The sequence below is a fragment of the Xenorhabdus thuongxuanensis genome, from assembly GCF_001908095.1.
Classification (GTDB): domain Bacteria; phylum Pseudomonadota; class Gammaproteobacteria; order Enterobacterales; family Enterobacteriaceae; genus Xenorhabdus; species Xenorhabdus thuongxuanensis.
The window spans coordinates 1-24,629 of the sequence record NZ_MKGR01000010.1; the positions used below are offsets into that span (position 1 = coordinate 1).

The following is a 24,629-nucleotide window of genomic DNA, read 5'->3' on the forward strand; positions in this document are numbered from 1 at the left end:
TTTCCTTATTTAAGTTACGTATATTAGCTTGAACATCTATATCGTAACGGAAAGGTGTTTTTCTTGGTATAACCCTTGAACTCCACCCGCATAGCGGGTGGTTTTATGTTTAAGAAGCTAACGCATCTTAAACTGGCTAAAGCCATAATTAATGAAAAAGGGTATAATTCTTACTAATTATACCCTTTTTCATTCAATCAACCTTTTTCAATATTATCAGTCTTTCACTATTTATGGAATTAGCTTTATGCAAATCATATCTTTTATATACATCTAATTTAATATCATCGACAGAACTAAAACCATTCTCTTCTGCTATCATTTTAAGGTATGTTGGTGTATCAAGGTTAAATAGCTTACCGCCTAATGTAGTTTGATTATGCCCTACTACCAACGCAAAAGTGCCACTACTCTTTAGCATGGCCCACACATTTTTGAACATTAGTTGCATATCAGAAAAATAGCGATATACAATGAAAGGCATCGCCTGTCGACGGAAACCATCGTCACTACCAAGAGAATTTAACATATTATTACAAAGCTTATGCAACTCAATATTTATCTCTTTCGTATTTTGTTCTAACTCTAATCTTAAAAGTTTTTCTTCTTTTTTTGTCAATTCTCTCGAACCAATAAGATTATTTTCTAACTCTTTTACTTGTTTTGGAGATGACAGTCCTAACCAAATCAGGCTTAATCGTTGTGTATCTATATATGGCAGAGCTGTTGCATAAGGAGGGCTGGTTATAGCAGCACTGTACTCTTTATAATCGAGGAGGCTTTCTGTATCTCGAATATCAATATTATGAGCCCGGCTACTAATATGAACATTATCAAAATGACATACTCTTTTTATAGCATTTATACTAAGTGCAATTTCAGATACCGTATTATTAATCTTTGTCAAAACATCAATATCAGGGTATGGGCTTGTGCGACGTCTAATTCTCAAATCAGCAGGTTCCTGCAAAGAATATTCTCGCAGATTATTTGAACATACACAGAGAAATACATTCCTAATATCATTATTATCAATCAGAACCTTTGATAATTGTAATAAACACTCAAATATTTTAAAGTAATTTTGATCTAGCCATCTTGATAAATATTCACTTCGCTCATCAATCTTGATAACCACATCGTTATATTTTTTTCGACACTGAGTGATAACAAGGTCTGAGTATCGAATTAACTCATCGCCAGAAATTTTTACAGTTGAAAGCTTCGCGTTAGATAAAAAACAAGCTAATGGATTATAATCAAACCCTTCTGAGCATATGCCATTTAGCATTGCTTCATAGAGTGTTGTGCCACTCCCACAGAATGGTTCAAGTATCTTATCATTTTCTTTTATACCGCAAAGATTAATTATAGATGATACAATTTGCGGATTAAATTTTCCTTTATATTCATGCAATCCATGTGCGCCATATCTTGTTGATTGTTTTTTGTGGGAACCAACTTTAGGGCAAGATGCTTCTTTTAAAGCCTGATATGTTATTTCTTCGCCATTACCCCATGGTATTGATTTAATATAAGTTAATTTCTTTAAATTATTTAAGTAAGAGCTATCCTTCTGAATATTAAGAAATATACCTTCGGGTGAAACCGAATAACTAACTTGAGGGAAGAGTAATTGAACTTCCTTTTCAGCAAACTCTCTTTCATATTGAAACATACTATAATCAGGAAATTTTAACAACATGATTAAGCCTTATTTTTTTAAAACGACAATTGTTTCTTCTTTAATATTAGCATGATTTAAATTAAACGATTTTCTACTAGACTTTATCACCCTATTAAACTTCCCTACAGACATTAATCCAATACTCTTAGCTGCTTCCTCAATTAACAAGGCATTATCTACTAACTTTCCATGTATTTTAGAGCGACCTACAACTATTGCAATATAGCCGTCTTTTATCAAAACATTATCAATCATCAGTAGTGTTTTTGACATTTGATGATAAAAATCCATTTCGGTATGATGATTTTTTTTAAAGAAATGGGCCCTTGCACCAATCTCGCTTTCCTTAACGGAAACCGGATCATAACCTAACCACCACATACGATACTTATGATACAACCAATATTCATAAGCATTTGGGTATGGTGGCGAGGTAATTACAAGGCCTATTTCTGATGAAATATCAGACTTATCAATCTTTAAAACATCTTTATTTATGACACTAACCTTAGGAGCATTTTTATCAACTTTTACCGTCTCAAGTAGCTTTTCACAGCTATTCTCAAAAAGTTTATACACATCATTTGTTGTTATCTTTTTTTCAACTGCCGCATATCTCGTATCACTTTCCTGATTTGATACTCGAACAAGTATACTTGACAGTGCTAAATTTAATGCATTATATACTGCTTGATTTTCAGAATAATTTTCTATCGCTTTTCTAAACTTTGAAATTTCTTCTTGAATATCAGTTCTAAACCAATGATCAACGTTTGGGATATTATTTCCAACGATAAAATCTTTTCGATTCTTGGCATCTACCAGTACGTTTTTATAAGCACATCTAAAATCATCCGGTAATACTGAAGTTTTCACTCTGCTGATAAGGCACGCGATAGGGTTTAAGTCAATACCAATAGATTCATATCCCATTTTTTGGGCTACCGACATTGTAGTCCCTGAACCACAAAAAGGATCTAATATTACGCCTTTTTTAGGAGCTAGTTCCCTAATTAACTGTTCTGGTATTTCAGGAATAAATTTTGCTGGATACGGATGTATTGAATGTAGACCATCCTTATTATTGCTTCCAGAAAAATCCCAATCCAACTCTTTTAACCTTTCCAACATAACAAAATATTCACTTTATAAAATTAGACTACAATATAATGAAAGAGCTCAATTTAATTACTGATCAACAATCATTATCTGAAAAAAATGGTAATACGGTTCGAATCGAATTTTCATCAATATAATTTGCCCACCACTGCAACATAAGTCTACGCTCCTCCTTATGTATTAAGCCACACGAACATTATTGCGTTCCTGATGGCTCATCTGGCATTCTACCGCATCCTTTGATCATAGACTAGGGAGTGTTGATGTTTTGTGAGGGATTATTAGACAGCATGATGATTTGGTATAATTCCTTTCGCCAAAAAACAACCAGACCTCACCATCATGCCGCGAACTATGTTAACAGATCTCCATTGGAATAAGCTATCTGCGTTAATGCAACACACGGGTTGGGTTTATGAAAAGCCTAGGCACCGTTTGACCTTGGAAGGCATTCTTTATCGAATGAGAACGCGCATTCCCTGGCGCGATTTACCGCCAGAATTCGGCAAATGGCATAGCGTCTTTTCGCGTTTTAATGCCGGGTCAAAGAAAGGGAGTTTACAGCTCATTTTCAAATGGTTATCTGGGATTGCAGACAGGGAATGGTTGTTTATTGATGGCAGTATTGTCCGGACTCATCAGCATAGTGCAGGAGCGGATTCAGAGAAGGATGAAGCGATGGGTAAAAGTCGTGGTGGACATTCAACTAAAATCCATTTGGCCGTCGATAGTTTCGGCTTACCGATTCATTTTGAATTATCCGGGGGACAAGTGCATGACATTGTTCATGCTGAAAGTTTAGTCGAACACTCTCCCCCTTCGGACTTTGTGATAACTGACAAAGGGTACGATAGTCAGTCTTTCAGAAGTCATATTGAACAGCAAGGAGCCACACCGATTATTCCCTACCGAAAAAATAGCCGAAAATCGGACAAGCAAATTGATAAGCGTTTATACCGTTATCGACATTTGGTGGAAAATGCGGTTGCTCGAATAAAACATTTTCGTGTAATAGTAACAGGATACGATAAGCTTGAACTGAATTACGCCAGTATGTTGGCTCTGGCGTTTATCATTGTCTGGTTGCCCATGTGGGCTGAATGAATTATGACCTTAAAAAATCAACAGCCCCTAATAATCCCTCACAAAACATCAAAACGCCCTATTATCAGCCAGACGCTTTAAATAATCATTACTTACAACATCGGATAAATCCCCGGCCCAATCGGCAACCCAGCAAAATACCATCCTACTAATAACACTATCCAAACAGTATAAAACACCAGTGGATAAGGCAGTATTAATGTGTAATAAGTGCCTAACTGGGCATTTTTATAATAACGCTGGAGAAATCCCAAGAAGAGCGGCACAAAAGGTGATAACGGTGCTAAGGGCAAGACAGCAGAATCAGAAATACGGAAGACTATCTGGGCAAAAGCAGGGTGAAAACCCAGCAAGACAAACATCGGCACAAAAATCGGCGCCAGAATCGACCAGATGGCCGATCCACTCGCGATAAACATACACAGGAAAGAGGATAAGAACATTAACCCGATGAAAGCCGGAACACCTGTCATGCCTAAAGTTTCCAGTATGTCGGTTAACCCTATCGCCATAAATTTGCCCATATTGCTCCAGTTAAAGAAAGCAACAAATTGCGCCAAAGGGAAGACCATGATGATAAAACCCGCCATGCTTTTCATGGGATCAACCAGCAGCTCAGGAATATCATTAGGTTTTTTTATCTGTTTTATGGAAACACCATAGGTAATCGAAACCACAAAGAAAAACAGGATAATGACAGGCACGATCCCTTTTATAAATGGCGATGGAATAATTGTTCCGGTCTGTGGATCACGCAGTAAGGCATTTTCAGGGACGACCAATAACGCAATAATTCCAATGAAAACCAATGCTGATAGGCCACTCATTAACAATCCACGGTTCTGTTGCGGGGTGAGTTTTTCCAGCTTCTCATTGTGATTACCTTTCCATGCGGGAAGACGTGGCTCTACAAACTTATCCGTTAAAATTGCCCCTGCAATTGTCAGGACAATCACCGACGTTGCCATAAAATACCAGTTATCAATGACACTAACTTGTAAATCGGAATCAAGTATTTTGGCTGCTTCTGTGCTGATACCCGATAACAGAACATCGGTTGTAACAATCAATAAGTTCGCAGTAAATCCCGAAGCAACTCCCGCAATCGCAGCCAGTAATCCTGCAACGGGATGTCGGCCTACTGCAATAAAAATCAGTGCCCCTAGCGGTGGCATAATAACGAGCGCTGCATCCGAAGAAATATGGCTAAAAAAGGCAATAAATAGCACCATATAACTGGCATAACGTTGATTAATGCCAGAAGCCATTTTGTACATCAGGGCTTGCAATAACCCGACTTTTTCCGCAAGCCCCGCACCAATAACCAAGGCTAATATGGCACCAAGTGGGGTAAAACTACTGAAATTTTTAACGATATTCGGTAAGATCCACTGTAATCCTTCAGCGCCCAATAAATTTTTAACTCTGATAAGTTCTCCATTGGTGGGATTTTTTACACTCAAATCAAACCAGGAAAAAATAGCCGTTGCTATCATTAATACAGCGGTTAAATAAACGAATAAAACAAAAGGATTTGGAATTTTATTTCCGATTCTTTCAATCCAACCAAGAATACGCCCCGGACTTTTATTTACAGGAATAGTTGCTTCACTCATCGTTATTTCCTTTGTGCTTGCTGTCGTTATTATTTTGTCATCAGGTAGCATCGAAATAAGGGAGATGCAGTGCGATAGTCGCCAAGGTTTTTACTGCGGTTGTCATCACATTTTCATCAAAGTCAAACCGCTCATTATGGTGACCCGCGCTCAGTTCTGCGCCGAAAATAAGGTAGGTAGCTTGACCGCCATTCGCTTTGACACGTTCCATAAAATAGGTCGCGTCCTCCGATCCCGCAGATTGCTGACGGCTTTTGACAACAGACGAAAGCTCTGGAATATATTGCTGGGCTTGCTGGTAAATAAAATCGACCCATGCAGGGCTAGGTGGGCTACTTTGCGCAGCTCCCATTAACGCTATTTCATATTCAACACCCTGCATTTTTGCTGCCCCATCAATAATATTCAAGGCTTGATGGTAAACAAACTCATTGATCTCATTGGTTTTACCGCGTGTCTCCACTTTCATTAATGCGTGGTCAGGAATAATATTACGGCCAATACCTGCCCGTAACACCCCAACGTTAATTCGTGAACTACCCTCGCTGTGGTGAGCAATAGCATGCAACCCTAAAGTTGCGTGAGTGGCAGCTAACAAAGCATTTTTTCCCTCTTCAGGTTTGGCGCCAGAATGGGCGGCAACGCCACGATAAGTGATATCGATTTTGGTAGTGGCAAAAAAATTATCACTCCCGCAGACTAGTTCTCCTTGAGGCACACCAAGGCCAATATGGATAGCGATAAATAAATCAACATCATCGACTACCCCCGCTTCCACCATTGATTTTGCCCCTCGTGTTCCCTCTTCCGCAGGCTGAAAAATCAGTTTTATTTTTCCTGTCAGTTGGCTTTCATATTTTTTCAAGATATGGGCAAGCCCCAGGCCGATTGCTGTATGACCATCGTGCCCACAGGCATGCATCATATTTGCGTTGCAAGAGGAAAAACCTTCCGCGTAAGGGAGATGTCGATGAGTTTGCGCCTCATTCTGGTCAAGGGCATCCATATCAACCCGAAAAGCCAGAGTTGACCCAGGTTTGCCTGTATCGAGTGTCGCAACAATGCCCGTAAATCCACCTGAAAAATGAGGCAGCCATGCGGTCAAAGCGCCCTGCTTAATCGCGCGCTGTTCCTGTGCTTGTAATGCCTGCTCCGGCGGTACACCCATTCGGGCGTCTGCTTTGATAACCTCTTTTCCCATTTTCAGGCTATAACCTAAACAATGCAGTTCATCTGCCACGACAGTTGCGGTTCTGAATTCGAACCAACCTGATTCAGCAAACTGATGAAAATCACGGCGCCAGCTTTGTAATTTTCCGGCTATTTGCTGAATAGATTCGCTTAATAAAATATCCATAATCATTATCTCTTTTAGTTGTCTAAAAATATGGAGAGTGTTTTGCTTTATTTCATCAACATTGATTCACGTTAATAAATTAATTTAATCTAATTCTAATTAAATTATTTCTATTTAATTACAAGAATAGTTAATAAATATCTTCACTCTTTAATGTGGAACCTATTTTTATTACTCCACTCTAATGTAGACAGTAAATCCCATTTAAATAAGATACAATTAACTTTTCCTATATAATTAAAAGTTATCTCAAGAGAAAAAAATGACGACACCAATAAAACTCAATCAATTGCGTGCTTTTGTTGAAATCAACCGCCATGGCAGTATCAGGGCTGCCAGTCGTTCTCTGTCACTCTCCCAACCAGCTTTAACTAAAGCAATACGCGAGTTGGAGGATGCGCTCGGTACAAAATTATTTATCCGTAGTAACCAAGGTATTCATCTAACCGAATGTGGTAAAGGTTTTCTACACCGAGCAAGCCTAATACTTGAAGAGCTTAGGATTGCTCAGGAAGATATTCAACAACGTATTGGATTAATTGGTGGTGTTGTTAATATTGGTGTTGCAGGCAGTATTGCACGTACCATTATGCCAAAGATCATCACACAGTTTCACCGTGATTACCCGACAGTAAAATTAAGAGTAGTAGAGGGGCAATTATTGACAATGTTGCCTCAACTCAGACAAGGCGAATTGGATTTTACCGTGAATACCTATTATCCTGGCAGTCTGAATGCAGAATTGAATTTCGAAAAGCTGATGGAAAAAGAATATAAAATTATTGTACGGAAAGGACATCCCAAAGCGAATGCTACTTCTTTAGAGGAATTAGTGGATTGTGACTGGACTATGCCAACACCAAAAAGCACTTATTATCGTCGGTTATTTGAAAACTTTGCATCTCTGAATAAACCACCAATCTTTAGTGTTACATGTGAAACATTGATGTCTTGCATGAGCTTAGTCGCTGAAAGTGATTTTTTAACGATTGTGGCAATAGATGTGGTTAATGAGGCTTTATTTGATCAGCAATTTGTCGCTTTAAACCTTAGAGAACAATTGCCGTTTGCGACTTTTGGACTTATTCAACGCAGGGATACAAAGCTCACTCCCGCAGGAGAACATTTAGCGAGGCTTTTTCGGATGTATTGCCGTGATTGATTTTTAATTGTATCTGCTACATCGGCAAATAAATTCTGTTAGTTTATCCATTTAATGTACTTTTTCCACATGATGAAAATAATTTACATAAGTAACTACCGAATAAGTTCCCATTTATCAAATTGCTCCTTAATTTCTTTAATGGATGTCAGTTTGATCTTAGGTATGGTCACTTGTTCAAACAAGTCCGCATAACGTTTTCTGCTCTTTGGTGCGACAACGGAAATATGATGGATCATTTTCCATTTGATACTATCCCTATTACCTTCCAGACCACCATAGCGATTGCGTTGGAATAGTGTTCTATTGACATAACGGAGCAGGCTTGAGGGTGTTGAGACATCCAATAAAATCATCCCAGTTGCTCTAGATAACCGTTGTGGTAAACATTTTCTATAATTCCCATCTATCACCCAATTCTCTTCTTCTATTGCCATATCATGTAATGAGATGAATTCACCTACGGAACGTTCCTGCCAGTTCGTATTGGGTAAATGAAAAAGCTGATCCAGATGAATGACCTTCAAGTTACACTTCCTTGAGATAGCATTAGCAAGCGTAGATTTACCGCTATTTGAAGGCCCCATAATGCAAATTCTATTGCCTAAATCTGAAAGTTTCATTACATCCACCAGTAGTAATAGCGCCAATTTTTGTTATCGAGATGAGAGCACACGCTCACTTACATTAATGAAGCTATGATATGAGTAAACTCATAATGATATTGATGACCAGAATTCTTATAGAAGCTTTGCAATACGTGAATTTCAGAAATAAAAAAAGACGCTTCTTTTTATTTAGCGTCTTAATTTATATGGTGCCGAAGGCCGGACTCGAACCGGCACACCCGAAGGCGGTTGATTTTGAATCAACTGCGTCTACCGATTTCGCCACTTCGGCACTGAAATGGTTCGGAGAACGGGGGCCATTATACCTGTCAGAAGAGCATTCGCAACACTTATCCTTTCGATTTTGTTCAAGCGCCGAAAAAAGAATCACTTATTCTATTTTTTCACCAGACCTTTACCCGTAACGCTTAAAACCCAACCACCTTTTCCATCACATCCCGCAAATTCCTCTTCACACAATTCCCTCCAACCAATAGACAACCCATAAACTCCTTATATAATTCAAAACAATAAACTGCTATGAGGGAAATTATCATGACTATTATCAGTTGGATTTTTACAGGTATCCTGTTGGGTATCGTTATTGGTGCCATTATGGCGATATTTAAGAAAAACAAATAACAGCTTTATTCCCCCACTTGATCGCTCCCTGATTGGTTAATCCAAAAATGAAAAAACGGCTATATAAACTGTGTGCAGTTTCCGTCATGGCATGGGCGATTTCAGCTTGTGCAGATTCTGGTCATTCACACCAGAAAAAATTTCAGCAATCCAATGTGCAACCTGCAAAATGGGAAGTGTTCGAGAGTAATGACAATATCAAGAAAATAGCTACGGCATTAGTCGACCAGTATTCCCAATCCATCTTCGAAGAGGGCAATCCTTTGGGAATGGCGATGGTGGTCATCGATAATAATCAAGTCATACATCGCAGTTTTGGAGAAACTTATCCAGGGAGCGGCGTTCGGCCACGCCAGGATTCTTTAATTCGTATTGCTTCTATTACCAAATTGATGACCAGCGAAATTATGGTTAAGTTGGCACAGAAGAAACACCTCAAAATTACCGATCCGTTGCAGAAATACACTTATTACGGTGTCCCTGTGCCTAATTACGGCGCAGGTCAAATTCTATTGTATCATCTGGCGAGCCATACTAGTGGGTTGCCACGGGAACAACCTGGCGGAAAATGGGGACGCCCTGTATTTATTTGGCCGACCCAATCGAATCGTTGGGCTTGGCTGAAAACCGCTAGAATAGATGCCGCGCCTGGCACGACGGCTTCGTATTCCAATCTGGCCTATGATTTATTAGCTGATGCCCTTTCTAAAGCAACAGGAAAACCATATGCCCGTCTGCTGCAAGAGGAAATTACTCATCCTTATCACATGAAAGATACGACGCTGACGCCCACACCATCCCAATGCGCCCGTTTGATGGCAGGGGTTAAATCCAGCCCTTGCGTAAATACTATTGCTGCTGCGGGCAGTGGCGGGGTTTATTCTACTCCCGCAGATATGCAGCACTGGATGCAACAGTTTTTATCTTCCCATAATCAGTTAAGGAAACAGACTGCCAGTCGTGAACAAGGTATCTACTTTAAGCGAGCCAATCTGAAATCAATCAAAGGGATGGATGTTGCGGGCCAGGCAGATGGTATCGGTCTTGGCTGGGTATATATGGATGCTAAAGGTATTTATCAAAAAACTGGCGGCGGCGGTGGTTTTAATACCTATATGGCAATGATCCCTGAAAGCAATATCGGCGTATTTGTGGTGATGACGCGCAAAGAGCAAAGTAAATTTAGTAGCGTGACAAGTGGAGTTAATGAATTAGTTGTAGAATTGGCGCGCAATCATAATCAAATTTAGTTTCTTTAAGAAAGGAATCGCCTCCACTATTGAAGGTGGAGGCGATAAATGAATTTTATTATTTATCAGTTTGTTATTGCTATTTTCTATGTAAGAGTAAGTAAACACTCACTGCAAAAAACAACAAACTTGGCAACAGCGCCCCTAATATCGGCGGCATACTATAAACCAGACTAAGTGGGCCGAATATCTCATTCAAGACATAGAACACAAAGCCCATGCTGATACCCACAATAACCCTAAATCCCATCGGCACGCTACGCAGTGGCCCGAAGATAAAGGAGAGAGCCATCAACATCATTACCGCAACCGATAAAGGTGCGAAGATTTTCTTCCACATATTAAGCTGGTAACGCCCTGCATCCTGCTGGCCCTGTTGCAGGTAGGTAATATATTGATGCAGGCCGCGTATGGAAAGCGCTTCAGGATCGAGGGAAACCACGCCCAACTTTTCTGGTGTCAGCCGACTTTTCCAGTCCGCAGAAATACGTTGTGACCCAGTAATCTGCCCATTTTGGGTTAAATCGGATTCTTCAACCTGAGATAACTTCCATTGATGGTTATTTTGGTCATACACCGCTGAAGCCGCATATTTTATGGATAACAGTTTTTGATTGTCATCTACATGATAGATGCTGACGCCATTCAGGGCGTTGTCCTTTCCTACACTTTGGATATAGACAAAATCGTAGCCATCTTTCGCCCAAAGCCCTTTAGTAGTGGACATCAGTGAACCACCATACATTTTTTGGGAGCGATAATTACGGGCAAGCTGCTCTCCTTGCGGGGCAACCCATTCGCCAATTACCATCGTCAGCAAGACTAGTGGGATTGCCGTTTTCATGACGGAACCAGCTACTTGCAGACGGGTAAAGCCAGAAGCTTGCATAACCACCAGCTCACTGCGTGTTGCCAGTGCCCCCAAGCCCAATAACGCTCCAAGCAGAGCAGCCATTGGGAAGAAGATCTGAATATCTTTGGGAACGCTTAGCAGCGTATAAATACCAGCGGAAAGTGCGGTATATTCCCCCTGCCCTACTTTGCGGAGCTGATCGACAAACTTAATAATGCCGGAAAGTGATACCAGCATAAACAAAGTCATCAGGATGGTTTGCAGGATGGTCCGGCCAATATATCTATCCAATACCCCAAACATCATGACGCTCCTTGAGTCTTAAAGCATGAACGCAGTTTACGCATGGGTACGGTATCCCACAGATTAAGCGTCATAGCCAACGCAAAATAGACTCCATTGACCAACCACATCCAAAGTAGGGGATCTAATTTACCTTTACTACCATTGGAGTGCAGGGAGCTTTGCAACAGGAAGAAAATCAAGTAAAGCAACATGGCTGGCAACATACTGAGTATCCGCCCTTGGCGTGGGTTCACGGCACTTAACGGCACCACCATCAATGCCATAACTAGCACCGAAACAACCAACGTCAAACGCCAATGAAACTCTGCGCGGGAGTCGTTATCGGTGTCATGCCAAAGCTGTTCAATCGATTTTTGTTCAACTTTATTATCGATATTTGCTTTTTGATGTCCAATCGCCGCCTGATAATTGATGAACTCAGTAATACGGAAATCACGTAACAGTGCTGTACCTTCATAGCGCGTACCTTGATGGAGTACTGCCACCTGATTACCATTCGGACGCTCTTCCATATGCCCACCATCTGCAATGACTACAGAAGGACGCTGGTCATTCGTTGGACGGAGCTGAGCCAGAAAAACATTTTCAAAAGAATTGCCCTTCACATTACCGATATACAGCACCATGTTACCATCACGAGAAGGCTTAAACCGTCCCTCCACGATCGCCGCAAGGCTTGGATTGGCTTTTACATCCGCCAGTACTTGCGCTTTATATTTGGCAGACCACGGCGTGATCCAGATAACGTTAGCCGCCGCTACTACTGATGTGAATAGAGCCAGAATAAGGGCTGATTTCACCAATACACTTTTACCCAACCCGCAGGCATGCATGACGGTGATTTCACTTTCGGTATAGAGTTTACTAAACGTCATTAATACCCCAAGAAATAAACTCAGGGGCAAAATAAGCTGCGCCATCTCTGGCACACCTAAACCTAACAACGATAAAACCAAATTTGCGGGAATATTTCCTTCTACCGCCGCACCCAATACGTCAACTAATTTCTGGCTGAAAAAGATCAGCGATAAGATGAACAGTATTGCGATTTGGCTTTTCAGGGTTTCCCGTACTAGATATCTAATGATGATCACGCTTATTACGCCTGTGAAAACTTGTCTTTTTGCAGGAAAGTCGCTAACTTCGTCGTATATCTACCATTTATATGAATCAGTTTGGCTTCCCCATCGCTAAAATGATACCAAAGCATTCCATATATTGGTTCCCAATTAGAACATAGTTATCGTTATCTAAGTACCAAAAAATAATATGCTTAGCTTAACATAACCGTTAATTTTCTTTGGGATGAATTAATGCGGAACGCGGTATTTTAGCGATTGTATCCGTCTTTGTCTTTAAGATTCAGGAGAACTCATGGAGTTTAGTGTAAAGAGCGGTAGCCCGGAGAAACAGCGCAGTGCCTGTATTATTGTCGGCGTGTTTGAACCCCGCCGTCTTTCCCCTATCGCAGAGCAACTTGACAAAATAAGTAATGGCTATATCAGTGCCTTATTACGCCGTGGTGAACTTGAAGGCAAGGTAGGTCAAACCTTGTTGCTACATCATGTTCCGAATGTACTGTCTGAGCGTATTTTACTGGTTGGATGTGGAAAAGAGCGTGAACTGGATGAACGCCAGTATAAGCAAATTATCCAGAAAACGATCAATACCCTCAACGAAACCGGCTCAATGGAAGCAGTTTGTTTCTTGACGGAACTGCATGTGAAGGCACGTAATAATTACTGGAAAGTACGTCAAGCGGTCGAAACAGCCAAAGAGTCGCTGTATGTTTTTGATCAACTCAAGAGCAGCAAAAATGAACTGCGTCGCCCACTGCGCAAAATGGTGTTCAATGTACCGACCCGCCGCGAATTGACCAGCGGTGAACGCGCTATTCAGCACGGTCTGGCCATTGCATCGGGTATCAAGGCAGCGAAAGATCTCGCCAATATGCCACCCAATATCTGTAATGCTGCGTATTTGGCATCACAGGCGCGCCAGCTTGCTGACAATGTAGCCAATCTGACTACCAAAGTCATTGGTGAAGAGCAGATGAAAGAGCTGGGTATGAATTCTTATCTGGCGGTTGGCCAGGGTTCGCAAAATGAATCCCTGATGGCAATCATGGAGTATAAAGGCAGCACAGACGCCAATGCGAAACCTATCGTATTGGTGGGCAAAGGGCTGACTTTTGACTCCGGCGGTATCTCGATCAAACCCTCCGAAGGCATGGATGAGATGAAATATGATATGTGCGGCGCCGCTTCTGTCTATGGCGCTATGCGCGTTGTTGCCGAACTGCAATTGCCAATCAATGTCATCGGTGTCCTGGCAGGTTGTGAAAATATGCCTGGCGGACGCGCCTATCGTCCTGGAGACATTCTGACTACCATGTCCGGCCAGACCGTTGAAGTGACAAACACCGATGCGGAAGGTCGTCTGGTACTGTGTGATGCACTGACTTATGTTGAGCGTTTTGAGCCAGAATCGGTCATTGATGTCGCAACCTTGACCGGTGCCTGTGTCGTCGCTCTGGGTGGCCATTATACTGGCCTGATGTCTAACCATAATCCACTGGCACATGAACTACTGAATGCTTCAGAGCAAGCCGGTGATCGAGCGTGGCGTCTGCCGTTAGCTGATGAATATACCGAACAGTTAGAATCCAATTTTGCGGATATGGTAAACTCATGCGGGCGCTCTGGTGGTGCAATTACCGCAGGCGCTTTCCTGTCCCGCTTTGTCAGCAAATACCACTGGGCACATCTGGATATCGCGGGTACAGCATGGCGTTCAGGTAAAGCGAAAGGAGCAACAGGTCGTCCGGTTGCACTCCTGTCACAATTCCTGTTAAATCGTTCAGGTTTGAATTCTGATGATTAATGCTCCTGCCGCTTAATGGAATTAAGGGTATTGCAACTGCAATACCCTTACTGTTTCCAGTAACCTTGCAACCAAGAAACTATGAAAAACGCCACCTTCTATTTATTAGAAAAGCTATCATCATTAGAAAAGCTGTCACCGGAAAAGCGGTTATCGGAACAATCATCGTCAGATGATCTACAGCCACATGAATGGCTGGCATGTCAGCTTGCTGCTGAACAATGGCGTGCAGGGAAGCGGGTTCTGATTGCTTGTGAAAGCCAGCAACAGGCTGAAAAATTGGATGAAGCATTATGGCAACGAGAGCCGAGCCAATTTGTACCGCACAATCTTGCCGGTGAAGGTCCCCGTTATGGAGCACCCGTGGAGTTGTGCTGGCCGCAAAAAAGAGGCAATACTCCCCGCGATGTGTTGGTGACACTGCTTCCTTATTTTGCAGACTTTGCCACAGCTTTCCATGAAGTGATAGACTTCGTTCCTATTGATGAAAATCTGAAACAGTTAGCGCGCGAACGATATAAATCTTATCGTAGCGTCGGCTTTAATTTGACCATGGCAACCCCGCCAACCTATTGAATATCAAGACACAATGGAAAAGACACCCGCTACTCAAACGCAATCTGAGCCATCTCTCGATAAAACATACAACCCGACAGAGATAGAGCAACCCCTTTACAACCACTGGGAACAGAGTGGTTACTTTAAGCCGAATGGCGATACCAGCCGTGAAAGTTTCTGCATCGTCATTCCGCCACCAAACGTCACTGGCAGCCTGCATATGGGACATGCATTCCAGCAGACTATTATGGATACCATGGTGCGTTACCAACGTATGCAGGGTAAAAATACCCTGTGGCAAGCGGGGACTGACCACGCGGGTATCGCGACTCAAATGGTTGTTGAACGCAAGATCGCGGCAGAAGAAGGTAAAACCCGCCATGATTATGGCCGTGAAGCTTTTATCGACAAGATTTGGCAGTGGAAAGCAGAATCGGGTGGCAATATCACCAACCAGATGCGCCGTCTGGGTAACTCCGTAGATTGGGAACGTGAGCGCTTCACTATGGATGAAGGTTTGTCCAAAGCGGTTAAAGAAGCCTTTGTTCGCCTGTATCAAGAAGATTTGATTTACCGTGGCAAGCGCCTGGTTAACTGGGACCCAAAATTGCGCACTGCGATTTCTGATCTGGAAGTCGAAAACCGTGAAGTGAAAGGTTCCATGTGGCACCTGCGCTATCCACTGGCTGACGGCGCTAAGACTGCGGAAGGCAAAGACTACCTGATTGTTGCCACAACTCGCCCAGAAACCATGCTGGGGGATACCGGTGTTGCCGTGAATCCGGAAGATCCACGTTATAAGGATCTGATTGGCAAAGAAATCCTCTTGCCACTGGTGAACCGCCGCATTCCTATTGTTGGCGATGAACACGCAGATATGGAAAAAGGCACTGGCTGCGTGAAAATCACCCCAGCCCACGATTTCAATGACTATGAAGTCGGTAAGCGCCACAACCTGCCAATGATCAACATCCTGACTTTCGACGGCAATATTCGCGAAGCCGCAGAAGTCTTCGATAGCAACGGCGAAGCTTCTGATCACTACCCGACCGACATCCCTGCCGAATACCGTGGTATGGAACGTTTCGTTGCCCGTAAAGCGATTGTGGCCGAATTCGAAAAACAGGATCTGCTGGTTGAGATCAAACCTCATGACCTGACGGTTCCTTACGGCGACCGTGGTGGCGTAGTGATCGAACCAATGCTGACTGACCAATGGTATGTTCGTACCGCACCACTGGCGAAAGTGGCAATTGAAGCGGTTGAAAACGGTGATATCCAGTTCGTACCAAAACAGTACGAAAACATGTACTACTCCTGGATGCGTGATATTCAGGATTGGTGTATTTCCCGTCAGTTGTGGTGGGGTCACCGTATTCCAGCGTGGTATGACGCACAAGGCAATGTCTATGTTGGCCGCGATGAAGAAGAAGTTCGCCGCGAGAACAATTTGGGTACAGATATCATTCTGACCCAAGATGAAGACGTACTGGATACTTGGTTCTCCTCTGGACTGTGGACATTTTCTACCCTCGGCTGGCCTGAGCAGACAGAAGCACTGAAAACTTTTCATCCAACTGATGTGCTGGTCAGTGGCTTTGACATTATCTTCTTCTGGATTGCCCGCATGATCATGATGACCATGCACTTCATTAAAGATGAAAACGGCAAGCCACAGGTGCCATTCAAAACAGTCTACATGACTGGCTTGATCCGCGATGAAGAAGGCCAGAAGATGTCAAAATCCAAAGGGAACGTTATCGACCCTCTGGATATGATCGACGGTATCTCGCTGGAAAACCTGCTGGAAAAACGTACCGGCAATATGATGCAGCCACAAATGGCAGAGAAAATCCGCAAGCGTACCGAAAAACAGTTCCCTGAAGGCATTGAAGCCCACGGTACTGACGCCCTGCGTTTCACTCTGGCAGCGCTGGCTTCTACCGGTCGTGATATCAACTGGGACATGAAGCGCCTGCAAGGCTATCGTAACTTCTGTAATAAACTGTGGAACGCCAGCCGTTTCGTGCTGATGAACACTGAGGGACAGGATTGCGGCCAGAACGGTGGTGAAATGTCGCTGTCACTGGCAGATCGCTGGATTCTGGCAGAATTCAACCAGACCGTTAAAGTTTATCGTGAAGCACTGGATACTTATCGTTTCGACATCGCCGCGAACATTCTTTACGAATTCACATGGAACCAATTCTGTGACTGGTATCTGGAGCTGTCCAAACCGGCAATCAACAAAGGTACAGAAGCTGAAGTCCGTGCGGCTCGCCATACCCTGATTGAAGTTTTGGAAGGTTTGCTGCGTCTGGCACACCCAATCATTCCATTTATCACTGAAACCATCTGGCAACGAGTGAAAGTCGTCAAAGGCATCGAGGCGGATACCATCATGCTGCAACCTTTCCCTGCATTCGATCAGGCGAAAGTTGATGAATTGGCACTGAACGATCTGGAGTGGATCAAGGAAGCGATCATTGCAGTACGTAACATTCGTGCAGAAATGAATATCGCGCCAAGCAAACCTTTGGAAGTTCTGCTGCGTGATGCAAATGATGATGCACAACGCCGTGTCGCTGAAAACCTCAATTTCCTTCAGGCAATGGGGCGCCTTTCTTCTGTTACCGTATTAGCGGCAGGAGAAGAAGCACCTGTTTCTGTCACTAAACTGATCAATGGGGCGGAAGTTTTAATCCCAATGGCCGGTTTGATTAATAAAGATGCAGAACTGGCGCGTTTGGATAAAGAAATCGAGAAGCTGGATAAAGAAATCGACAGCATTGAGGCCAAACTGGCTAATGAAGGTTTTGTCAGCCGTGCACCGGAAGCCGTTGTTGCCAAAGAGCGCGAACGTCTGGCAACCAACAATGTCGCAAAAGAGAAATTACTGGCGCAAAAAGAGACTATCGCTGCACTATAATTTTTCCTAGTTGAAATTTCTTCATATAAGCCACTGTAATGTAATTTGCAGTGGCTTTTTTGTGCTATCTATTCTGCATTAACAGTATAGTATCCTGCACGCAGAATGGGGCATCATAAGGATATTAACGCAGCGGTTAATATTGCTGCATGGCTGTTTGATGATTTAAATAGGGCGAAATCCGCGAAAAATTTTGTGGGTAGACTGTACTGTGGTTGAAAGAGGAAATTCGCAATTGCGGATAGGTCATTGATATCACTATAATTGAAAATTGATTAATTAAAGTGGGACCGTGGTCCCACCTTAGCCAACAATTACTCTTGATAATCAAAAGAAATTTGATAAATATATTTATCAAAATTAATTGAATGACTAAATTTAGATTGTAAAACAGGAACCCATGTATCTAACACATCGAATACGCCGTTATTCAGTGTATCATTTAATGGTAGGCCACAACTTTCAATGATGGAATTATCGTACCCCAAATCTTTTGAATATTCTTCGCCAGCAAATTCTTCATTTGTTTTATTGTACCAAGTTAAGTTTAATTTAATTCCCATGATTCTTCTCCATTAAAGATATTTTTTTATATTACGTGTTAGGTCTGCAGGTTTCAATTGATTACCAGTTTTGGGGTCAAAAGAGCCAAGATGTTCTCCATTGCTGGCTCGATAGCCTTCCAGTTCGCCGTGTTGTGAGTCCCACTCATAAATTCTACGTCCTTTTTCACCAATCCATCGAGCTCGTTTTCCGCCGCTCCCTTGTTTTGGTGTTTTTGCAGGTCCTTTTCGTAATTCACCTAGTCCTTTAATATCTTCAGTTTTTGGAGCAGGATAATATTTGTGACCATCTTGCTGAACACCTTTACGTTGTTTTTCTTTTTCTTCCGAGACTTTTTGTTCTTTTTCTTTTTTCTTGCTTTCCGCTTTATTGCGGCTTTCCATTAGAGGAGCAAGGTCTCTTTTTGTTTGTTCAATGTTTCTATGAGCATTAACTAATCTTACTCCAAGCTGTAAATAAAAGGATTGTGTTGCAAGAAGTGTCTCAGATCTATAGCCTGGTTCTTTTTCTGTTCTGGCTACAGTTTCTTTTAAATAAGGCGTCTCCCCTCTCGTTAATAAAATATTAATTAGGCTTCTATCATTTATTTTAACCTCTTTTCTTATAAAATTACGTTGAAATTCGTTTTGTTGGAACACCAAAGGATTTTTTACTGGGTCACTTAATGTGAGTCCTTCTGGTGAGTTCAAAAGTTGGTTCAGATGATTTTGTTTATCCTGATATACACTATCAATATTTGTAAATTCTGTCTGAGCTTCATGAAGTTCTAATGTTGCAGCTAATAATGGGTGAGCAGCGTACCATTCCTGTTCTCTTTTCTTTGCCTCTTCCAGTTGTTTTTTTTCTTCTTCCACAGTAGGCGTTTTGGAAACGGAAATATAGATAGGCTCATGTTTGCCATCAAAATCAATAATTGCATGAGAGGTATCAGACATCAGTGCTGATGAAAACACCTCAACTGCAGGAGTAGGGACTACTGATTGGTTTTTGGACACATTGGTCTTAGCACTATCAATCTGGATTACCATAGGTTTCATTCCAGCAACAACTTGAGCAGTGTAATCATTAGATATAAAATGTGTCGATGTTCTTTCTGCTTTTACCACAGGAACGCTAGTCGGATTTCTGATAATCGCCATTTGGCGCTGTTGATTTTTTGTATCAACGACAGGTTGAACAACTACATCTGCAATAACTGCATTTTTTCCACGAATTTTTGCATTAATTTCATCCATCGCAAGAGAACCCACAAACAATGTTGTTACCGGCAGTGCTGTCACTTGATAAACATCCGTTATACCAAAACGATTCCACGCTTTATTTCTAGTATTTTCAATAGCTTCCCTTTCCATTTTTGCAATATTTTCAATGAGATCCTGTCTTCTTGATTCCAGGTCTAACAACAGTGATGCAATCCCTGCTACAGGGCCAGCAAAACGTGAGCCAAACCTAGCTATTCCTAAAGCTGAATCTGCCAGGCGCGTAGCAAAGGGCTTGGCACTGTCTATGTAATTCCCCGGGTTCATAAAACCTGTATCAAGAGTACCAATACTAAGTGTTGCGCTTAAAACTCCGTTGACTGGAAATGCCAGCGCTGGAATACCAGGTCTAGCCATACTGAGGGCTGCCACAGCGTAACCGGCTGAACGATTGGAATCATTATAACCACCAGAGCTACCGCCACCGTTATAATCGCCAAAGCCATTTTCATTTCCCCAGCCAGCATCCTTAGATGGTCCTGGTGATGTTACAGTCATTGTATCGTGCATTATTTTTCCTTTTTATTAATTAATATCATTAAATTCGGTGTGTTATAAACGGTTACTAAATAGATAAATAAATTAATAGTTACCGTTCTTGTTCATGATATTAACAATATACAAATAAAAATTTCACTTCATTTAACTGTATGATTAACAGAACAAAACATGTATTCTAAAAACTTAAATATTCAAATTATTGGGAATTAGATATGTTAAATAAAGTAATTTGCGACGAGTGCGTGCGGGCAGATAAATTTGAACAAATCTGCGTGCCGTGTCAGGAACTGGACTGGATTTAACAGATGAATCGGCCTGTGGTGTCTGTCATGGTGGCGGTACAGGAATGCCCTAAATGTTTGGGGAGTGGTGAGATTATTGAAGAATAAGTGGGACCGCGATCCCACTTCTAATGGTTATCATTATCACTGTGTAATAACGCCTCATAATCTTGTCCGCCATAGAACATACCAAGGATAGAGACAAAATTTGATTCTACTACAAACGCAATAACCACACGTTTTTTATAATTGGTGATTCTCAATCCTGGACGAACGTCATCGCGTTTAGTGCCACGATGGGGGAACGTAGATAGACTCTCACAGTAACTGACAATAGACTCAGTGTATCGCATAGCAATATTTGGCGAAGAATGAATTGGAATGTAATCATACAGTTCAATTATCTGAGTTTCTGCCTCAGGTGAAAATATGACTGAATGACTCATTTTGAATGCCCGTGCCGTTCCGCCAGACGAGCGCGAATCTGATCAATACTGAGGGCTCGTGATGGGTCAGATTTTAGAGCATCATAGGCAGGGCCAACCTGATTATTTAGCCAGTTTTCAACTGCTCTGTCACGCGCCAACAATGCTCGTAATCCTTCTCGAATAACTTCACTCTCAGTTGCATATTCACCACTACTGACCCGAATTTTCACCATTTCAGCCATCTCGTTCGGCAGGGTAATGCTCATTTGTTTTGTGGTTCGCATAGTGTTGATCTCCAATTAGACTAAGTAGGATTTAATCCTATCACAATAATTATTGTAGCCCAATTAATAGCTCAATTTAAATCCATGCTGTTCAATATTAATCAAAATACGCCTGCCACGCGTGAACCATAGCCTCTTTGATATTTTCAGCATTACCAACCCATGAATAGTGTTGGCCAAAATATTCAAATCTAATTACCCATTGGCCATCATCACGGCGATGTGGTGCGGAAAATCGTGGGCGTTCTGTTGGTTTTGGCTGTTCTATATGATGTTCAGCTATTTTATCTGGTTTTGCTCTTTGTTCTGGTTCATGTTCAAATTCATCCTCAATTTCTACCTCATCATCCAGTTCCTCGTCCTCATCGTCCTGAATGACAATATTTGGAAATTTATCTACCAGATGATATCGGCTATTTTCCCCAACTTGTTGTCCTAATGCGTCTGCTACAAATTCCAAATATCGTTTTGTCAGTGGTATGTTATCTCTATATTCTGGCTGCACATCCCCAAATATTCAGCGCACACGGTCTCTCACAGCGATGCTTTTCTAGCGATGATCTTTAACGGGATGGGGTTTCACAGCCGGACATTGCACATGTTTTCCGGCTTTTTTAACACAAGCCGATTTCGCGTTTAATGAAGCGGGGGGTGATTGAATAATTGCACCATCATTTTGTGCAATTAATGATACCGCCGGAGGATCATAAACAACAGTACCGGTGATATTTACCCTTTCACTGTAAGAGCCAAATGTAATTATTGATACGATAAAAACGAAAGTTAGCATGCCTGTTAGCAGACACATGGAGAGGCTTGATGGAATATTCAGACAAGATGCACCAAGCCATCCTTCTCGTTTGTGTTGTAAAGCTTCGGCACGATAGATTAAATTTTCATTCTTTTCTGTGCTCATTAGAAACAAAAACCTTCTTATTTTTAAAATCTATAATTATTTTTCGGTTTCTAAGGAAGCTGTTTCCTATGATGCCGTCAATTTTCCCCATATGTTGAAAATGTCCGTCAACAATGACTGCGCTAAACTGCTCCGGTTTTCCAGTTGTCGATTTCATTGTGAGCATTGTAGCTTCACATCCTTTGTTATCCATTTCCGGATTAACCGAGAGACAGCTTATTGGTATGTAGGACTTAAGTCTCTCACGCCATATTATAGATACTGTAGCACCTGTATCCAAAATCACGCGGTATTTATGGCCGGATTGCTCGACATCAAAAGCCATTCCTTCAGAGGATATTTGGAAAGGAAATTCTGTAAAACCTTTTGGAGTATTCTTTTTTTTATCAGTAAGACTATCCGCTATAGTTAGTGTATTAGATATATAATCCAGTGTTATCTGTTTACCTTTAAAAGCGCCGAGACCTACAACAGGTGTATTTGGTAATTTTCCTTTGTTATAAACCAATAGCCCCCATTGCTTAAATGGAGTCACGATCACATCTTTAAATCTCATATTATTTATGTCCAGAGAATGAGCCAGATACTTTATATTCTCCTGAACTTTTCCGGTTAAATCTGTACTGTGATAAGTACTTTCTTTTTTGAGTCCTTTTATTTTATTTATCTGAGATTCATAAAGGTGAAAGCCCATAGAAGAGCCAGTATCAACCATTGCATATACTGGCTGACCATCAATGATAAATGTCGTATAAGGAACAAAATATTCATCAAAATTCAGTTTTAGTGTTACGGTTCTTTTTATATTAGCAAGGGAACTTTCTGAAAATGTGGCAAAAGCAAAAAATAAAAGCATTGCTAACCAATAATTAAATTTTACCATTGTTCAAGCTCACTCTTTATATTCTTGGATATGGATATTTTCGATTATCGTTTCTTCACTGATGCCGGCCGCAATCAGGTGTGATGCGGCGCGACTGAGAAAAAGCCGCATTGCTTTTTTAATTAGATGTCATACCGAGACTCCAGATGACTCTTAGAGGATAGGGTTAATAACATACACAAATGTTAAACAAAAATCAACAAGTTATATATATTTGAGTTACAATACAAAATTAGTGTGCTATCGACCACTGTGGGGTAAGCAACCTGAGATTTGGATGAATCTTGAACTAATCACCTATTCCAGAATCAAAACTTTCTGTCAAGAAAAAACCGTCACTAAATATTAATATTACCTACTTAGAAATGGATATCTTAGTGACGGCTTAACCAGGATTCAGATATAAGATTAATTAAACAAGCATTGCATCAACATAAAAAATAGCAGGGAAAGCATTAAACTTTTTAATATTGATCTCGTATACTTACTAATAAAATAAGCCAACATCACCGTAATCAATGCGAAAACATATTTAATATTAAAATGTTCAATTAATTCACTGAGGGATAAATTATTCAATGAAATATTAACGATAATCGTCCCCAGGATAAAACAGATGGCATAATCCAGGGAAGTAATTAGCAGCCCCTTTTCCTTAAACCAGCGATTATGATTCACTAAAAAAGGAGCTATTCTTAATATGAAACTCATTAATCCCATCAATACGATCAACAGCATCATAATCTTCTATCCTTTCTGATTTTCCGTTCAATAAACGCAATCACTATTCCGCATAAAACAGGGACTGCCAGATCCATTAATTTCATATCTACTTCATTCAATAATGGTGCGCAACCCCCTCCCATCACTGTCGCCAAGACAGACATATCCTTGCCCGAACGCTTGGCAGTCAGGGAGGCAAAATGGATGGGAACCAACATCACGAGGAACAGCGAAAGGGAACCATAATCCAGATATTCGGCCGAAATATACCCCAGCAAAGTGGCACAAAATGTAATCACAAAACAGGGTACAGCAACGCCCAGATAAAAATGAAATTGGGACTTTCCATCCGTGATATTTTCCGCAGAGAGATGTGAATGTGTCACTGTATAAGTGCTGGCGCTAAATCCCAGCATCGACAGCAAAATATTTCGCTTAGGGATGCCATGAAAATATTGTGACATCACCATTGCCATCAAGAAAAAGCGGAAGTTGATCAGTAAGGCCAGAATAATAACAGAAAGTATCGCCCCATCAGTCAGATAACCTACCGCAGCGACTTGTAATGGTGCAGCATATATCAACAATGATCCGACTAACGTTTCCATTAATGGAATACCGTGACTTTGATAAAGAGCACCAATCGAAGTAAAAATAAGGAAAAAAGAGATACAAACAGGCAAAGAATCAACCATGCCTTTCCTAAAGAGTGAATT

At 41.4% G+C, this 24,629-nt stretch carries 21 protein-coding genes, 1 tRNA gene and 2 pseudogenes; 7 read left to right on the forward strand and 17 right to left on the reverse strand.

Annotated features, from left to right (window positions below):
- Positions 1–193 precede the first annotated feature (193 nt).
- From Xentx_RS08635 to Xentx_RS19365, 3 genes and pseudogenes are all read right to left on the reverse strand, one after another.
- On the reverse strand, positions 194–1,705 hold the full coding sequence (locus Xentx_RS08635) for a DNA methyltransferase (RefSeq protein ID WP_074019853.1): 1,512 nt from the start codon (positions 1,703–1,705) through the stop codon (positions 194–196).
- Between the two features lie 9 nt (positions 1,706–1,714).
- Complete coding sequence (locus tag Xentx_RS08640; protein ID WP_074019854.1) at positions 1,715–2,818, reverse strand: class I SAM-dependent methyltransferase; 1,104 nt, start codon at positions 2,816–2,818, stop codon at positions 1,715–1,717.
- Between the two features lie 64 nt (positions 2,819–2,882).
- Positions 2,883–3,049 (reverse strand): annotated as a pseudogene (locus Xentx_RS19365) (tyrosine-type recombinase/integrase); the annotation flags it as partial.
- A gap of 99 nt (positions 3,050–3,148) precedes the next feature.
- Here Xentx_RS19365 and Xentx_RS08645 point away from each other — a divergent pair.
- Positions 3,149–3,910, forward strand: coding sequence for an IS5 family transposase (locus Xentx_RS08645; RefSeq protein WP_074019855.1), 762 nt, complete (start codon positions 3,149–3,151; stop codon positions 3,908–3,910).
- Between the two features lie 92 nt (positions 3,911–4,002).
- Here the strand turns inward: Xentx_RS08645 and abgT are convergent, their stop codons facing one another.
- Together abgT and Xentx_RS08655 are read right to left on the reverse strand one after the other, a co-directional pair.
- Positions 4,003–5,526, reverse strand: coding sequence for a p-aminobenzoyl-glutamate transporter (abgT, locus tag Xentx_RS08650; protein ID WP_074019856.1), 1,524 nt, complete (start codon positions 5,524–5,526; stop codon positions 4,003–4,005).
- A gap of 40 nt (positions 5,527–5,566) precedes the next feature.
- Positions 5,567–6,883, reverse strand: a complete 1,317-nt coding sequence (locus Xentx_RS08655) for a M20 family metallo-hydrolase (RefSeq protein ID WP_074019857.1) — start codon at positions 6,881–6,883, stop codon at positions 5,567–5,569.
- Positions 6,884–7,145: 262 nt separating this feature from the next.
- Between Xentx_RS08655 and Xentx_RS08660 the strand changes: the two genes are divergently transcribed.
- On the forward strand, positions 7,146–8,045 hold the full coding sequence (locus tag Xentx_RS08660) for a LysR family transcriptional regulator (RefSeq protein ID WP_074019858.1): 900 nt from the start codon (positions 7,146–7,148) through the stop codon (positions 8,043–8,045).
- A gap of 95 nt (positions 8,046–8,140) precedes the next feature.
- On the opposite strand, the gene Xentx_RS08665 is transcribed toward Xentx_RS08660, so the two are convergent.
- Together Xentx_RS08665 and Xentx_RS08670 are read right to left on the reverse strand one after the other, a co-directional pair.
- Positions 8,141–8,668 (reverse strand): P-loop NTPase family protein, encoded by a 528-nt coding sequence (locus Xentx_RS08665; protein ID WP_074019859.1) that lies wholly within the window; start codon positions 8,666–8,668, stop codon positions 8,141–8,143.
- A 192-nt stretch (positions 8,669–8,860) separates the two neighbouring features.
- Positions 8,861–8,945: transfer RNA gene (locus Xentx_RS08670), tRNA-Leu, on the reverse strand.
- Between the two features lie 397 nt (positions 8,946–9,342).
- On the opposite strand from Xentx_RS08670, the gene ampH reads away from it, so the two are divergent.
- Positions 9,343–10,545: a D-alanyl-D-alanine-carboxypeptidase/endopeptidase AmpH gene (gene ampH, locus Xentx_RS08675; RefSeq protein ID WP_074019860.1), complete on the forward strand. Its 1,203-nt coding sequence runs from the start codon at positions 9,343–9,345 to the stop codon at positions 10,543–10,545.
- A 79-nt stretch (positions 10,546–10,624) separates the two neighbouring features.
- Here ampH and lptG read toward each other — a convergent pair whose 3' ends face one another.
- Both lptG and lptF read right to left on the reverse strand, forming a co-directional pair.
- A complete protein-coding gene (lptG, locus tag Xentx_RS08680; protein WP_074019861.1) occupies positions 10,625–11,701 on the reverse strand; it encodes an LPS export ABC transporter permease LptG in 1,077 nt (358 codons plus the stop codon).
- Positions 11,701–12,798, reverse strand: a complete 1,098-nt coding sequence (gene lptF / locus Xentx_RS08685) for an LPS export ABC transporter permease LptF (RefSeq protein WP_074019862.1) — start codon at positions 12,796–12,798, stop codon at positions 11,701–11,703. Before lptF ends, lptG begins: the two co-directional genes overlap by 1 nt.
- Positions 12,799–13,078: 280 nt before the next feature.
- Between lptF and pepA the strand changes: the two genes are divergently transcribed.
- The 3 genes from pepA (at position 13,079) to Xentx_RS08700 (ending at position 18,074) form a co-directional block, all read left to right on the forward strand.
- A complete protein-coding gene (gene pepA, locus Xentx_RS08690; RefSeq protein ID WP_074019863.1) occupies positions 13,079–14,587 on the forward strand; it encodes a leucyl aminopeptidase in 1,509 nt (502 codons plus the stop codon).
- A gap of 81 nt (positions 14,588–14,668) precedes the next feature.
- Positions 14,669–15,163: a DNA polymerase III subunit chi gene (locus Xentx_RS08695; protein ID WP_074019864.1), complete on the forward strand. Its 495-nt coding sequence runs from the start codon at positions 14,669–14,671 to the stop codon at positions 15,161–15,163.
- A 13-nt stretch (positions 15,164–15,176) separates the two neighbouring features.
- Positions 15,177–18,074: a valine--tRNA ligase gene (locus tag Xentx_RS08700; protein ID WP_074019865.1), complete on the forward strand. Its 2,898-nt coding sequence runs from the start codon at positions 15,177–15,179 to the stop codon at positions 18,072–18,074.
- A 314-nt stretch (positions 18,075–18,388) separates the two neighbouring features.
- On the opposite strand, the gene Xentx_RS08705 is transcribed toward Xentx_RS08700, so the two are convergent.
- The 5 genes from Xentx_RS08705 to Xentx_RS08725 form a co-directional block, all read right to left on the reverse strand.
- Positions 18,389–18,637 (reverse strand): colicin E3-like toxin immunity protein, encoded by a 249-nt coding sequence (locus tag Xentx_RS08705; protein WP_074019866.1) that lies wholly within the window; start codon positions 18,635–18,637, stop codon positions 18,389–18,391.
- A gap of 12 nt (positions 18,638–18,649) precedes the next feature.
- Positions 18,650–20,407 carry a colicin-like bacteriocin tRNase domain-containing protein gene (locus tag Xentx_RS08710; protein ID WP_083600921.1) on the reverse strand — a complete coding sequence of 586 codons (1,758 nt, stop codon included), beginning with the start codon at positions 20,405–20,407 and terminating at the stop codon, positions 18,650–18,652.
- 400 nt (positions 20,408–20,807) lie between these two features.
- Positions 20,808–21,125 (reverse strand): type II toxin-antitoxin system RelE/ParE family toxin, encoded by a 318-nt coding sequence (locus Xentx_RS08715; RefSeq protein WP_074019867.1) that lies wholly within the window; start codon positions 21,123–21,125, stop codon positions 20,808–20,810.
- Positions 21,122–21,391 (reverse strand): ribbon-helix-helix domain-containing protein, encoded by a 270-nt coding sequence (locus tag Xentx_RS08720; protein ID WP_074019868.1) that lies wholly within the window; start codon positions 21,389–21,391, stop codon positions 21,122–21,124. The genes Xentx_RS08715 and Xentx_RS08720 overlap by 4 nt, the downstream gene beginning before the upstream one ends.
- A gap of 97 nt (positions 21,392–21,488) precedes the next feature.
- Positions 21,489–21,896 (reverse strand): hypothetical protein, encoded by a 408-nt coding sequence (locus Xentx_RS08725; protein ID WP_074019869.1) that lies wholly within the window; start codon positions 21,894–21,896, stop codon positions 21,489–21,491.
- Between Xentx_RS08725 and Xentx_RS08730 the strand changes: the two are divergent.
- Positions 21,897–22,033: pseudogene (locus tag Xentx_RS08730) on the forward strand (DUF4277 domain-containing protein); the annotation flags it as partial. It abuts the gene before it with no gap.
- Positions 22,034–22,287: 254 nt separating this feature from the next.
- On the opposite strand, the gene Xentx_RS08740 reads toward Xentx_RS08730, so the two are convergent.
- The 3 genes from Xentx_RS08740 to Xentx_RS08750 all read right to left on the reverse strand — a co-directional run bounded on the left by Xentx_RS08740 (position 22,288) and on the right by Xentx_RS08750 (position 24,608).
- Complete coding sequence (locus tag Xentx_RS08740; RefSeq protein WP_074019870.1) at positions 22,288–23,190, reverse strand: pepsin/retropepsin-like aspartic protease family protein; 903 nt, start codon at positions 23,188–23,190, stop codon at positions 22,288–22,290.
- Positions 23,191–23,598: 408 nt separating this feature from the next.
- A complete protein-coding gene (locus Xentx_RS20095) occupies positions 23,599–23,931 on the reverse strand; it encodes an AzlD domain-containing protein (protein WP_074019871.1) in 333 nt (110 codons plus the stop codon).
- Positions 23,928–24,608: an AzlC family ABC transporter permease gene (locus tag Xentx_RS08750; protein WP_074019872.1), complete on the reverse strand. Its 681-nt coding sequence runs from the start codon at positions 24,606–24,608 to the stop codon at positions 23,928–23,930. The genes Xentx_RS20095 and Xentx_RS08750 overlap by 4 nt, the downstream gene beginning before the upstream one ends.
- Between the last annotated feature and the right edge of the window lie 21 nt (positions 24,609–24,629).